The organism is Bacteroidota bacterium, assembly GCA_013360915.1.
Taxonomy (GTDB): Bacteria; Bacteroidota; JABWAT01; order JABWAT01; family JABWAT01; genus JABWAT01.
In genome coordinates, this window is the sequence record JABWAT010000012.1 from 1 (window position 1) to 13,796 (window position 13,796).

The following is a 13,796-nucleotide window of genomic DNA, read 5'->3' on the forward strand; positions in this document are numbered from 1 at the left end:
ATATTTCAAGAGCCATTCGGTTGAGCGGGATCGTCACAACCCTTTCGGTCTTGACCATGTTCATCCTGATTTCCCGTACCGGTTGGCCGTTGATGCTTATCGATGTGAATATATGTTCGGGTGCCAACTGAGCCAAATCCGAATAACGCAGTCCGGTCACGCATGCAAAAATGAACACATCCCGGACGTGCTCCAGGCGTTGGGAGTCCGGAGTACAACTGGCCAGGTTCTTCAACTCTTCCATTGTCAGGTAAACTTTGGCGGCTTCGCGTTTAGTAACCTTCACCTCGCTGAAGTCCCCCTGAATGCCGGCTCCCCGTTTGTTCGCCCATGACACAAAGGTCCGCAAGGTTCCGATTTGCTTATGGACTGTGTTATCGGTCATTCCCTTCTTGTTATAAAGGAAGCTAACGTATGAATCCAAAAACTCAGGGTTGAGTTCAGCTAAGTCTGGTTTTCGCTTCAGATGGTTGAAAAAGCTCTCCAAGTGGGTGAACATTCCCCTATAAATTTTCATTGAAGCTTCCTTTGAGTAAGGTGCTTTGTGCTCGAGAAAATCTAATTTTATACGATTAAAGTCCTTCTGATCCGTTTCTTGTGGCCGGATGAAGTCTGAGACATTTTGGACAGATGGCATCCGCCCTTCCGCCCGTTCTTGCCTTACATATTTCCGAAGTCTATCTTCAAATGCCTGTAAAAGAAGGTTGAGCTCTATTGAGCCACGCGCATTTCTTTTTACTCTTTGGGTCTTTTCGTCCCAAAATCGGGGATCAATCTTTTCGCCTGTATAGAATCTGAATTTTTTCCCCCGATCCTGGTAGACAAGAAAAATAGGACGGAGGCCATCAGTACTTTGATGCCAAAGGTAGAAGTTTATTGTTGCCATGATGTGTCAGCCTGTGTGTCAATTCTGGGTCAATGTGATGCAATCGAATTGAGGAAAACACTGTAATAATATACAGTTTGACAACCAAAAACTATTAATTTTCAATACATTCAACAACAATAGGAAGCAAGGGGCAATCCCGCCACCTCCACTGATTTATGCCTTTTTGGCTCTTTTTTGACCGTTTTTTGGTTGTTGTGTCAATTTTCTGACACTCCGCCCTGAGTATCAATCTGTTTCAACTGGTTTACTTTTCTCAGTGTCGTTTAACCGGGTTTTCCCGATCAGGTTGCGACATTGAAGTCGCCATCTGCGAACCTGCCTGTCCCTTACAACCTGCCCGGAACCTGGCTTCAAAACTGAACGAACATGCACCAATCTCCTGGCATGTGGATGTGGTCGCCCCGGAGCATCTGAATGTTCAGGCTACAAAAAGGGTGTGGTGATTTTCATGCGAGGAAATAGGAAAGTCGTTTAAGTTAATATCTCACAACCCAAAATACCGGAATTCGGCTCCCGGTGTTTCCAGGGCGTAGAGGATGAACAGAATCATCAGTAGGTACACAACGGTGATGAGTCCATTGGCGAGAGGTTTGGGAAGGTATTTACATAAAAAAGAATACATAACGCCCGATGGTATGGAATAAGTCGGTGTAAATGGTCAGGGATTTTTCAAGACTGTGTTCCTTGGTGATGGCAAAACTGAGGATGACCACCTGAAGGGTAAAGACAATACTGATGGCCCGTTTCCACCAGGGACTGCTTTCAGGTGCAGGCCGAACCGACCGGTACCATTGCCAGATGGCGATAGCTGCACCATGATACAACGCCCACAACAGATATCGCCAGGAAAGTTCATGCCACAACCCGATCACCAGCATTGTGCAGATCACACCGATATAGGCATTTCTGGTCTGGGCAAAAATGGGAAAAAACACATATCGTTTGGTCCAGTCGGTAAGCGACATGTGCCAGCGTTTCCAGAACTCATTGATGTTGACGGCCAAAAAAGGAAAGTTAAAGTTTTCGGGTAACCGGAATCCGGCCAAAAGCCCCGCTCCCAGAATGATATCGGTAAAGCCCGAGAATTGGAAATACAGGTTAGCTCCATACCGGATGCAATCGAGATAACCAGCCAGCCCGGGATCGGTGACGGCACCGCTATTGAGCCACTGATTAAACTTCATCGAAACCAGAAAATTGGCCAGTACCACAATTTTAAAATACCCAAAAAGCAGTCGCTCCAGTCCTTCAGAAACCTGATCCAAAGACCATGAATGTGCTTGACGGTTTGTTTCAAAGTCGGGGTAACCGTGAATGGGACCAGCCGGCATGGTCAGTGGAAAAAACAACCAGGCCAGAAAGCCGGAAAAGGACAGAGATTCCACCTTTCCCTTATAAACCTCTGTCAGAAGATGAATGGCCTTGGGTATCAGGTAAGAGACGCCGATGGTTGCCAGCATCCAGGCCGGTGATACGTCGGGTCCCTGCCCGGTCAGCCATTTATTAACCACAAATAAAACAGCGAGAATCGAAAGTCCGGCCAGCCAGGCAGCGGAGGATAACGATCCGGTTCTTATCAACCACCAGACACTGACGGCTGAAAACCCAAAAAACACCAGAGACCATGGCATCATGATGGCCAGAAACACCATTCCGGTCAACGCCATCAGCCAGGGCCAGGCCAGCCGGTTAGCCACGGCAAGCAGCAGAATGGATCCGGTCAGAAAAAGGGTGAATTCAACGGACAGAATCTGCATACACCTCCTGATTGACCAGTTGAATAATGGCAGGAAGTAACTGTCGGCGGCCCTGAATGTTCAGATGTCCCGGATCACGGAACAGCCTGTTTTCAGGTACCGGAATGGACGGCCAGATAGCAACTGCCTGACTATCTGAAAACGCACGGCTGAATTCGGACGTGAATTGGGTTTTCAATCCAACTAAAATTGGGTTTTTTTCAAATTGGGCAATTCGAGGCAATACCAGAATCCGGATTCGGGTGCCCATTGCCGATAGATCGAGCAAGCGCTGAATCAGGTCGGGAGACAGTAGTGGATGATCGGAAAGAAAACCCTGGCTGAGACCATCTGCTTTCGATTCCAGTTCCTCTGGTTTTACTTCCCGTTTCAGCTGACGCTTGTTTCTTTTATTGGTCAGAAATTCTGTCTCATCCTCGGGAGAATTGGCACGGAGGGCAAATTTGAGAAAATTGTCCTCTGCTCCGGCAAGTGATCGAATCTTTCCCCTGAAAATTTCAAGCGGACTTTCGGCCGGTGTCGGTCGGTTCGTCAGCAGTAAGGACTGATCAATCACCAGCAAATCGGGCGGATGTTGAATAATCATATCCAATACAGGCAGGTAGTCCAATGCCGATCCCTGATACCGAATGAACCGGACAGATTTTACGACTTTTCCTGTCCTTTGGGTAAATGCTGTTTCAAAGGAGTTATCGAAAGGAACCGCATGTTTCAGAATCGAGGAGCCCAGAAATACCACAACCGGGGTTTCGGTTTTGGTTCTGATTTGCAGCAATCGCTCCTGTGCCTGCTGGTTCAATGCCGCCTTAATAGCTCCGGTTTCTGCCGACAGCAACCAGACTGCCAGGCCTCCAGCAGCCAGAAGGACGGTTAGCCAGACACCCGGGCCGGGAAACCGCTGCTCAGTTTTTACGTCGTTCATTGACCATCCGGATAGCGGTTCCGAGTGAATCGATGGAAATGACATCCCGGGTCGAAAACCGGATGCCAAATTCCTTTTCAAGTCCTGTGACCAGGTTCATGTGACCGAGAGAATCCCAGCCGCGGGTCGAAGCCGCATTGGTCTGCTCGGTCAACGATTGAACCGGACTGCTGAATGCCTTTGCGGCAATGCGGAACACCCGGTCGTGGGTATCAGTGGCGTTTGAAGGATGGGACGCACCTTCGCTGATTTTCTTCTGAATCAATTCCCGGACTTCGTTGATTTTAACTTTCCCTGCCGGACCTTTGGGTAAATCACCCAGAAACACAATCTGATCGGGGACGTGCTCGGGGGCCAGAAACTCCCGGCTTGCCTGAAGAATATCCTGTTCGGATGGATGCTGACCTTCTTTTAGATGAACGGCTACCAGAACCCGCTCACCCCAGGTGTCATCGGGAAATCCGACCGCGAGACATTCCAGCACGGCCTGATTCCGGTTAATAGCAGCCGTCACTTCTTCGGCATACACATTTACTCCACCACGGATGATCAGGTTTTTCTTCCGGCCGGTTATGTGAACAAATCCATCTTCATCCACCATTGCAAGATCACCGGTTTTAAACCATCCATCTGCCATCACTTCTGATGTTGCTGCCGGATTCCGGTAATATCCAGTCAACAGGTTGGGGCCCCTCAGAAATAATTCACCCGGTCCGGAATCCTGACCGGGTTCCCGATCAATCCGGATCTCACAATCCACCGGCTTACCAATGGTTCCGATCTTCATGATATCAGCAGACGGACCGCAAAAAATGCCACCGGTAACCGATTCGGTAAGACCGTACATATTATACAGGGGTTTTCCGAAGGTGGAAACAAACGATTCCCATAAGGACACTTCCAGTTTACTGGCGCTGGAAAGGGAGTATCTGAAATCGGGGCTATTCAGCGAATCGGTGAATCCTTCCGACATTTTCTGCATGAACATCAGCATGGTCGGGACAGTCACGAAATGGGTGATCCGATACCGTTTGAAAGCCTGAAACAGGTCGGGAATGGTTTGAATGGAAAATCCGAATGGTCGAACCCAGGCCGATCCGCACCAGGCGTTCAGAAACAAACCCTGAATCAGACCATCAGCATGATGACCGGGTAAAATATTCAGCATCCGGTCGCCGGGTTTGTATCCGTAAACGTTCCGGAAGGTTTCCAGATGGGCAATCAGTGCTCCGTAAGAGATCATGACCCCTTTGGGTTCTGATGTCGTCCCCGAGGTAAATAACACGTAAGCCAACGTTTCGGATGGGACAGTAACCGGGGCCGGATTAAGTGCATCACCGGAAGAAAGAATCGAGACCAGTGATGGTTCTGCCGCGGAATCGGGTGCTGTGGTTTTGATAAATTTCGAAAGCAGGGACCCGGTTTTTTTGACTGCGGAACCGGGAGTCAGCACACGGACTTCAGCGGACACTCCGGGAACCGTCTGATCCGAAACGACCACTTTCACGCCGGTTTTTTCAATTAGCGATTTCAATCCGGCAGGCGTGGTTCCGGCATCGGCAATCAGCACGGGTTTGCCCGACAGCAACTGCGTGTAAATCACCACCGCCTGATGCCATGGATCGGAAAGCGCAATCAGTATCTCGTTATCAGAGGAATGATTGGCAACCAGCCAGGCGTTGAACCGGCGGCAGGCCAACGCCAGATCACCATACGTGTACTGTCCGCTCCCGGTAATCAGATACAGATCATCGGGTGAATCGGGTTGAAAAGCGCGCTTGAAAAGTAATTGAGGATTCAGCATGGTTTCCTTAATCGGTGGGTAACAAATTGGCTAATTGTGTGCGCAGTGTTTTTCCATTTACGCCAGAGGGAATGGATTCCACTTTGAAATACCGGTCGGGTAATTTCCCCGGCCCCAGATGACTGGTGATAAACTGGTTCAAACCAGATTGAATGGAGTCGATGGAAACGCCCGTGCGTAGAACCAAAGCTGCAAAAATACGCTCCTCACCGGTTGAACTCGTCTTTGAAACCACACCTGCATGTTCCACATCGGGATGTGCAACCAGAACCGATTCCAGTTCATCCGGAATCAGAATATTGCCATCCCGGGTTTTGATGATGTCCCGAATCCGTCCCTTGATCAGAATATCCTCGCCAGGCAGACGAACCACGCGATCGCCTGTGAAGAAATATCCCGTTCCGGGATTGGATCCCGGCTGATTCCAGTATCCCGACATGAGATTCAGACTGAAGATGGCCAGTTCGCCCGGCTGATCATCCCGTATCAGATTTCCATCCGGATCTAATACATGCGCCAGACAATCGACCGGTTTACCAATGGAATCCGGTACCGGTTCTTCACCGGCTCGTTGTGACACGCAGATACCCGAAGTTTCCGTCAGGCCGTAATAGTTCAAAACCGGAACGGATGTCAGTTGTTCAAATCCGGTTTTCACAGCATCCGGAAGTGCCGTTCCGGTGCAGAGAACCAGCTTTAGATGATTAAATGCATAAACAGGAAGGTGTTCCCTGAAAGCCAGCACCTGTCTTAGAAACGCAGGAACGGTGCTCATGTGGGTGACCTGATTGCGGTAGAGGATATCAAGCAGGGCCGGTAAATGGCCACGGTCTTCCGCCGGGGCAATGATGACCGGACAAGCGGCTGCAACGGTGGCAAAGACCGGATTCCTGAGTCCGCTCATGGTAAAGGCATCGCCGGGTGAGAGAAAACGGGTTTCTTCATTCATCCCGAATGCTTTTTCTGCATTCCAGGTACTGCGGAACATAGCCCGGTGAGACAGACAAACTCCCTTGGGCAGATTGGTTGTTCCAGATGTGAACAAAATAACAGCCAGATCTTCGGGTCCCGGAGACCTGGTCGGATAGGACCCACCATCCGATTCCTCGAGCCAGCCGGAAAGCGTTGGGAAGTTGCCGCTGTTGTTTACTTCAGGATCATCGGTTTCGATGAGTGGAACAGTCAGTGTCACATTGGTAACCGGCGAACCAGGATGCGCAAATATGAGTGACGGTTTCACCTGTTCAATAATCCGTTGACAGTTGTCGGCAGGCAGGGCCGGATCGATGGGAACCGCCACCATGCCTTCCAGAACAGCCGCCCAGATAATCAGGGCCACCTCTTCCTGAAAGGGGGACTGAATCAGAATACGGTCACCCGGCCGGAATCTTTGCTGCAACAACCGGTTTCTGATAAGACCAACCAGTTCATCGGCTTGCGAAAAGGTATAACCCGATCCGTCTGCTCCTGAAACCAGCCATTGGGTATCAGGAGCGTGATCCTGCGTTTTTTTCCACAGATGGGCCAGCGTCATCTGATCCATGGAGGTGTGCAACTGCTGGGTGGAATGAAGAAACTGCAACCGGAAGGTGGAAGAGGGTACCCGGAAAACCGAACACACTTTCAAATCAATGAGGTGTGTGAGTCTGGACTCGAATTCGGATTCAGGCAGAGGGAGTTTTTGCCGGATTTCATCGACCGACAATCCTTCCCCGGCCAGGTACAGGATTTTGCAGTCGGTTACCGACAGATCAACCGGAAAGTCACTGAATTGTTTTTTGAAAATAGGATGCCGGAACAGAAAGTAGCTGACCGTGTCGTTGCGGTAAGCCGGATCCAGCGTGGCGATTCCACGGTTCAGATCCAGCCGGATGGCCGGATTGACAATGATGTGCAGATCGGAGCCACTCAGACCAGGAACCGGGCGTTTTTTAAGCGGAACAACAGGAAACGAATTGGGAAGAATGGCGAGCAGACCGTTGTATTCCGGCTGATCGGGAGAGGATTCTGCCTGAATGGTTTCGGGGCGATCATACAGCACCGGTTCGGAAAGGACCAGTCCTTTCAGCGGAAGGTCTTTCAGGCGTTTTTTAAAGTAGAAGTCGTACTCTTTTCCATGCCGGATGGATCCGCCCCGTTCAAAAAAGGGATCGGGTTCGTGGTTCGACATGTGAACGTGTGGGAAGAAAATGAGTCCGTCTGATGTGCGCAGCCGAAGCAACTCATTCACCACGTTGCTCATGGAGTACCGGTGCATGGTATCGAGACCGTACACCAGTTTCACCGACTGGCTGAGAAGGGGAAGCGGTTGATTCATGGAGTGAAACAGAACCGAAACCCTGTCGGGCAACCGGTTTTCGCCATACCAATACCAGAAACCGGGATAGCCAAGTGTATCATTGTTTCCTTCCCATACCGACACAATCTGCTGATCGGGAAACAATCCGCTCAGGTAGCCGGGAGTCCAGCCGGTGCGGCACCAGGTGTCGAGAATAACCTCGCCGGGTTTTAACCGCGGAGTGATTTTTTCAATAAAGGGTTCGAAGGCAACTGAGGATTCATTGAACGGCTGCATACCGGCGTAAATATCATACACTTTGCGGGCTGCCTTCTTCTCCAGAAAATCCTCATAGACCGCTGGTGGCTGACCGAGCAGGTTAATCAATGTCTGAAACGGTCCCACCAGATCATCGGAAAGCATGTCGCGCGTCTCGGTGAAAAAATACAGTCTTCCCACAGCCGGGGTGGCGGTGACGCATTTCCCGCACATCATCAGGTCGAAAGCCGATTCCCTGATGAGAATACCCGTTGACCGTCGTTCCAGTGGTTCCTGGCAGCGTGGACAAATCAGTAATGAATCCATGATTAAACGTGTCCTGTCTGGTTGGTTAGGTTTCTGCTCGGGTCGTTGTCTGGAGAAGTTGAACTGAATATGGTTACGGATCGGAACATCAGTTTTTTCCAATGGCCTCATCAGCCAGCAACAGTGCTTCATCCAACCTGTCAATTCCCAGTTGAAGTTCCTCCGGACTGATGGTCAGCGGGGGTGCAATAAATACATAATTCCACCGGATAAAAGTTAACAAACCCAATTCCCGCAACCGGCTGGCAATGGTATTCATCACGCCCATTTCTGCAGGTTTTGCATTGTAGGGCACCAGCGGTTCTTTTGTTTGCCGGTCTTTCACCAGTTCCAGACAGCCCAACAGTCCGGTATTTCTGAAATCACCAATGGATGGATGCCGGGCGATCAATCCAGCAACGTGATGTTCAACAAGTGCTCCCGTTTCGGCAGCACGGTTAATCAACTCATCATCTTCATAAATGGAAAGCACTTCGAGCGCAGCAGCACAACTGACCGGATGCGCGGCGTAAGTTAATCCCAGCATGAGCGCTTTATCATCGAACAGTGCTGCAAGTTGGTTACTGATCATCAGTGCACCGAGTGGCAGATACCCCGAGGTGATGCCTTTTGCCATGGTGATCATGTCGGGTACAACGCCGTGGTGCTGGAATCCGAACCACTTACCGGTGCGGCCAAAGCCAGACATGACTTCATCGGCAATGAGCAGAATGCCGTACTCATCGCAGAGTTCCCTGAGCTGCCGCCAATAGTCAGGCGGATACTTAATACATCCGCTCGTCCCGCTTTCCCCTTCCATGAGGATGGCGGCGACGCTTTCCCGGCCCTCAAATTCAATGATCCGTCTGATGTGTGAAACACATTCATACCTGCAGGCTCCGACCTGTTGCCCGAACGGACACCGGTAACAATAGGGATCTTCCACATGAATCATGTTTGGAACCTGCTGGGAATCCATGGCCAGACGCCGCGGATCGCCGGCAGCAGAAAGCGCACCATACGATGCACCATGAAAAGCCCGGTACCGGCCAATGATTTTATGACGGCCCGTTGCCATCCGTGCCAGTTTGATGGCGTTTTCCACCGCACTGGCTCCACAAACCGTGAACAAGGTTTTCCCGAAGGACTCACCTGCTAATTCAGCAAGTTTTTTAGCCAATTTGCCGCGAACGTTTGTCACATGCCCGGGGGTGATATAGCTGACCTTTTGCATCTGTTTCACGACCGCATCCGTCACCCGCTGATTGCCATGTCCGATGTTCACATTCATTAATCCGGATGAGAAGTCGAGGTAGCGCTTGCCGGTAGCATCCACCAGATACACGCCTTCCGCCCGGTCAATCACCAGGGGATTCAGACCCTTCTGTTTGCTCCAGGGAAAAAGAGTGTAAGTCAGGTTGTTTTCCAGAATGGTTTCAGGTGGAGGATCCGGGCGGTTTATCTGGTTTTCTTGTTTAGACTTCATTTATGTAAGATACAAACACTACATTTCAATGACCATTATCACACTTGGGAAACCGACAGTTTGACGAAGATCCCCTGACAATCCGGAAACGAAACAGGCTGACCGGATGTTATACTGGTTTTATTTTAAAGGAACTCCATGGAAATCACCATCTGGCACTGGGTCATTTTTAATGCCTTCATCCTGATATTGCTGCTGCTCGATCTCGGGGTCTTTCACCGCAAGTCGCAAACCGTCACGGTAAAAAGTGCGCTGATCTGGAGCGCCATCTGGATCAGTCTTGCTCTCGTTTTCAATCTGGGTGTCTGGCAGTACATGGGGTCCACCAAGGCAGTGGAATTCCTCACGGGTTATCTGATCGAAAAGTCCCTCAGCGTCGATAACATTTTCGTTTTCGTCATGGTGTTTACCTATTTCGCTGTTCCTTCCGAGTATCAGCACAAAGTCCTGTTCTGGGGGATTCTCGGCGCGCTGGTCATGCGCTTTATCCTGATTCTGGCGGGCGCTGCGCTCATTCAGGAGTTTCATTGGATCATTTACATTTTTGGCGGATTCCTGATCCTGACCGGTCTGAAGATGGGCTTGGAAGAAGAGAAGAAGCTGGAGCCAGAGAAAAATCCGCTGGTGAAACTGGCCAAGCGGTTTATCAATGTCACTCCCGACTATCAGGGCAACCGGTTTTTCACACGGATTGATGGCAAACTATGGGCAACCCCGCTCTTCATCGTGGTACTGGTGATCGAATTCACCGATCTGGTGTTTGCGGTTGACTCCATTCCGGCCATTTTCGCCATCACCACCGATCCGTTTATCGTTTACACCTCGAACGTGTTTGCTATTCTTGGTCTGCGATCGCTGTATTTTGCGCTGGCTGGCATCATGAATCTGTTCACCTACCTGAAATATGCGTTGGCCGTGATTCTGGTTTATGTGGGAATTAAGATGATCATCGTCAGCTGGATCAAAATTCCGGTTCTGCTTTCACTCGGAATCGTGGGTGGCATTCTTGCCATCGCCATTGTTGCATCTCTGATCTGGAAACCAGCGAAGCCTCAGCATTAAAATAAACCGGAAAATAATTGGACCAGGAAAGGCGGGTGTTCCGCCTTTCCCTCCCTATTCGGGCTGGTTTGATTACCACACTCATTTCCTTCCGATCCAAAACTTGATCTAAAAACGCCCATCTTTCTGGCGTCAGGTCTGTTACCCCTAAGCAGGCAGGGATCTATATCCCAGGTAAATATCAATATTGTTGGCAGTCCGGTTCCATCATCCTGAAACAGGTACCCTCTACCACAACCTCATCATTGCACCCACCGACCAGGAATCGGTAGGTGAAGCTCCATAAAGTCCAAGTCGTTCATCCGGTGCCTGCCGTGCTGTCCGGAACAGCCGGTCCCAGGCAGTCAGAATCACGCCGTAATTCGAATCATGGGTGGCCCGGTCAGGATGGTGATGGGTATGATGCCAGTCGGGGGTGACTACAACAAGCGACAGCAGGTTATCCAGTTTAGCGGGCAACCGGATCCGGCTATGGTGAAACAAGGCAAAAGAGGAGGCGGTGAGCGTCACCAGCAGCCATTCGGCGGGTGACGGATTCAGGATCAGCAATATCACCAATCTCCAGGCCCCGGAAAGAACAAATTCCATGGGATGAAAACGCAGTCCGGTGGTGGTATCCAGTTCGGCATCCAGATGATGAAACCGGTGATATACCCACAACCAGTCGGCCTCATGCATCAGCTTGTGCCAGCCCCATAAGGCCAGATCATATACCAGAAACAGCAGAATCAGCCGCATCCAGTTGAAGGCGTCGGGATTTATCGCATCGAGTCCGTTCAGGGAAAAATCAGGGATCAGTTTCAGCGGAAGGAACCAGATCAGACCGGCAACCAGTGAAGCCCCTGCCCCACTTCCGATATTTATCATCCATCGTTTCATCCGGGATATCCGAACCGGTAACCGGGGTCTCCACTCACCGATCAGCAGAAAGATCACCAGAAAAGTGACAAGGAAAATCGGACCAATCATAACATCCTCTGAAAGCACTGCAGATCAGATGAGGAATACCGGAAAAAGAGTCACCTGGTTAATCACCTATCCAGGAAATCAGGTCCTCTTTCCATTCATGTAACAGAGCCGGATTCCAGTGTTTCATTTCTGATGGCAGAATCTGCAGGTCGACGAGGGTATCCACATCGGTCAGGACCGGGAGCGAATCAGTATCTATTGTGACTGCAGGTTTCCATCCAATAATGGCATCAACCAACGACCGCATGGTTGCAGAATCACTGTAAATAACGGATTTCCATACAGAATCCGGAATGGAAATGCGGGAACCCACTATCCAGAATCCGCCATCAGCGGCCCGGCCAAACACAACATCTGAAACCGATAATACCTGCACCGTTTGTCGTATCAATTCTGCAGAGACCTGGGGCGCATCACTGCCAATCATCAGAGTAAGGCCTGCCAGTTTTCGTTGCTGCTGGTGAACCCACGCCAACCGGTCTCCCAATCCACCCACTCCCTGTGACAGAACCGGATACCCCACCCACAGCGGATGAGCAAGTCCGTCGGATTCTGCAACGGCCCAGGTACACGTCGTTTCCTGATTCAGGCTGTCAAATAACTGACGAACTGCATCCACAGACCGGTGGTAAAATCGGGTCGCCTCTTCAGTCCCAATGTCTGCTGCCAGTCGTGTCTTAACCGGGGACAGGTCAGGGGTTTTAACAAAACAGGCCAGATGGCTTTTACTCACTGAATGGACCCTCCGCAGGAAGAGCCTGCACCAGCCGTGCAGCCATAACAATGATCGTACGTCATGATGGTCCGCTGCGTAAACAGATCGGGATCAAAGTCAAAAACAGTGGGTGTTATTGCCACTTTCAGTTCCAGCATCTGATTAAAATCGCAATCGTACACCGATCCGTCATATCCCACGCTGATCTGATGCCGGCACATGAGGCCGTCAATGGTTCCGGGATTAAAGTTGGTGGTAAGCACTTCCATGTAATCTTCCAGCTTACCTGCACGAACCAGCGAATCGAGAAACCGGCTGACCGGCAGATTATTCAATGCGTAAAGGCCAGTAAATTCAATATCAAACCGACGTTTAAGCTCCGTCTTGTATTCCCGTTCCAATTCACCCTGATTGCCAGCAAGAAACAATCCGGTCGGATTGTAAACCAGATACAGCGGATGTTTCGGTGACCGTCCGTATCCCAATTCATTCAGGCGCTTTAAACCGGTTACAGACCGGTCAAACACCCCCAGTCCGCGTTGCTGATCGGTACGCGACTGTGAAAAATGCGGTAGCGACGCCACTATCTCCACCTCATGGTCGGCCAGAAATGGCGACACCCATTCAAAACCTGGCTCGGAAAGGATGGTCAGGTTGCACCGGTCAATCACCTTCTTACCCAGCCGTTTCGATTCAGTCACCAAATACTGAAAAACGGCATGTCCTTCGGGTGCACCACCAGTCAGATCCACCGTATCGATGGATGGAATGGAAGCAGCCAGTTCCATGCACTGCCGGGCAACGGATTCCGGCATCGTTTCTGTGCGTATCGGACTGGCGTCCACATGGCAATGCCTGCACGCCTGATTGCACCATTTACCCACGTTCAATTGAAGAATACGGATGTCCTTTGCTGGCTTCAGCGGATGATACCCAGCCTGAGCCACCCGATCGGCGAAGGAGACCGACTGGGTAGTGAGAAACGGAATCTGATCGGCCGGATTGGATCGGATCATATACTCAGTTTATCGATGTGGTTCATCATCTGAACCGAGTGAACGAGTGAAATTCCGGCAGCCATAGCAGCTGCCACGTGGACCGCTTCACTCATTTGCTGCTCATCGGCCCCTTTTTCGAGACAGGAAGACGTGTAGGCATCGATGCAATACGGACATTTCAGTGCATGAGCGACTGCCAGCGCAATGAGGGATTTCTCGCGGGCTGTCAATGCACCTTCAGCCATTGAGGCATTGTAATAGTCAAAGAATTTATTCCCGAGTTCAGGATTGACCCGGGTGATATTCCCAAATTTCTTCAGGTCTTTGGAATCATAATAATCGGCCATGAACG

11 protein-coding genes are annotated in these 13,796 nt (G+C 50.5%); 1 reads left to right on the forward strand and 10 read right to left on the reverse strand.

Annotation, left to right across the window (positions count from 1 at the left end):
* The 6 genes from HUU10_11855 to HUU10_11880 all read right to left on the reverse strand — a co-directional run.
* A partial coding sequence (locus tag HUU10_11855; protein ID NUQ82295.1) for a phage integrase SAM-like domain-containing protein occupies positions 1 to 886 on the reverse strand: 886 nt, incomplete at its 3' end.
* 605 nt (positions 887 to 1,491) lie between these two features.
* On the reverse strand, positions 1,492 to 2,646 hold the full coding sequence (locus HUU10_11860; GenBank protein NUQ82296.1) for an MBOAT family protein: 1,155 nt from the start codon (positions 2,644 to 2,646) through the stop codon (positions 1,492 to 1,494).
* Positions 2,627 to 3,568 carry a hypothetical protein gene (locus HUU10_11865; protein ID NUQ82297.1) on the reverse strand — a complete coding sequence of 314 codons (942 nt, stop codon included), beginning with the start codon at positions 3,566 to 3,568 and terminating at the stop codon, positions 2,627 to 2,629. The genes HUU10_11860 and HUU10_11865 overlap by 20 nt, the downstream gene beginning before the upstream one ends.
* Positions 3,549 to 5,372 carry an AMP-binding protein gene (locus tag HUU10_11870; GenBank protein NUQ82298.1) on the reverse strand — a complete coding sequence of 608 codons (1,824 nt, stop codon included), beginning with the start codon at positions 5,370 to 5,372 and terminating at the stop codon, positions 3,549 to 3,551. Before HUU10_11870 ends, HUU10_11865 begins: the two co-directional genes overlap by 20 nt.
* Before the next feature lie 7 nt (positions 5,373 to 5,379).
* Entirely contained in the window at positions 5,380 to 8,235 is a 2,856-nt protein-coding gene (locus HUU10_11875; protein NUQ82299.1) for an acyl--CoA ligase, read from the reverse strand.
* A gap of 88 nt (positions 8,236 to 8,323) precedes the next feature.
* A complete protein-coding gene (locus HUU10_11880) occupies positions 8,324 to 9,700 on the reverse strand; it encodes an aminotransferase class III-fold pyridoxal phosphate-dependent enzyme (protein ID NUQ82300.1) in 1,377 nt (458 codons plus the stop codon).
* A 138-nt stretch (positions 9,701 to 9,838) separates the two neighbouring features.
* Between HUU10_11880 and HUU10_11885 the strand changes: the two genes are divergently transcribed.
* A complete protein-coding gene (locus HUU10_11885; GenBank protein NUQ82301.1) occupies positions 9,839 to 10,762 on the forward strand; it encodes a TerC family protein in 924 nt (307 codons plus the stop codon).
* 228 nt (positions 10,763 to 10,990) lie between these two features.
* Here the strand turns inward: HUU10_11885 and HUU10_11890 are convergent, their stop codons facing one another.
* The 4 genes from HUU10_11890 to HUU10_11905 are packed head-to-tail and all read right to left on the reverse strand — an operon-like array spanning position 10,991 to position 13,791.
* A complete protein-coding gene (locus HUU10_11890; GenBank protein ID NUQ82302.1) occupies positions 10,991 to 11,731 on the reverse strand; it encodes a sterol desaturase family protein in 741 nt (246 codons plus the stop codon).
* A gap of 58 nt (positions 11,732 to 11,789) precedes the next feature.
* A complete protein-coding gene (locus HUU10_11895; protein NUQ82303.1) occupies positions 11,790 to 12,464 on the reverse strand; it encodes a DUF2064 domain-containing protein in 675 nt (224 codons plus the stop codon).
* Positions 12,461 to 13,462, reverse strand: a complete 1,002-nt coding sequence (gene arsS, locus HUU10_11900; protein ID NUQ82304.1) for an arsenosugar biosynthesis radical SAM protein ArsS — start codon at positions 13,460 to 13,462, stop codon at positions 12,461 to 12,463. Before arsS ends, HUU10_11895 begins: the two co-directional genes overlap by 4 nt.
* Entirely contained in the window at positions 13,459 to 13,791 is a 333-nt protein-coding gene (locus HUU10_11905; protein NUQ82305.1) for a carboxymuconolactone decarboxylase family protein, read from the reverse strand. The genes arsS and HUU10_11905 overlap by 4 nt, the downstream gene beginning before the upstream one ends.
* Positions 13,792 to 13,796: the final 5 nt, after the last annotated feature.

What these genes read in the sequence shown, in the direction of transcription:
- HUU10_11860 (NUQ82296.1), bottom strand. Translation starts at nt 2,646, where the DNA reads ATGCAGATTCTGTCCGTTGAATTCACCCTTTTTCTGACCGGATCCATT.
- HUU10_11865 (NUQ82297.1), bottom strand. Translation starts at nt 3,568, where the DNA reads ATGAACGACGTAAAAACTGAGCAGCGGTTTCCCGGCCCGGGTGTCTGG.
- HUU10_11870 (NUQ82298.1), bottom strand. Translation starts at nt 5,372, where the DNA reads ATGCTGAATCCTCAATTACTTTTCAAGCGCGCTTTTCAACCCGATTCA.
- HUU10_11875 (NUQ82299.1), bottom strand. Translation starts at nt 8,235, where the DNA reads ATGGATTCATTACTGATTTGTCCACGCTGCCAGGAACCACTGGAACGA.
- HUU10_11880 (NUQ82300.1), bottom strand. Translation starts at nt 9,700, where the DNA reads ATGAAGTCTAAACAAGAAAACCAGATAAACCGCCCGGATCCTCCACCT.
- HUU10_11885 (NUQ82301.1), top strand. Translation starts at nt 9,839, where the DNA reads ATGGAAATCACCATCTGGCACTGGGTCATTTTTAATGCCTTCATCCTG.
- HUU10_11890 (NUQ82302.1), bottom strand. Translation starts at nt 11,731, where the DNA reads ATGATTGGTCCGATTTTCCTTGTCACTTTTCTGGTGATCTTTCTGCTG.
- arsS (NUQ82304.1), bottom strand. Translation starts at nt 13,462, where the DNA reads ATGATCCGATCCAATCCGGCCGATCAGATTCCGTTTCTCACTACCCAG.
- HUU10_11905 (NUQ82305.1), bottom strand. Translation starts at nt 13,791, where the DNA reads ATGGCCGATTATTATGATTCCAAAGACCTGAAGAAATTTGGGAATATC.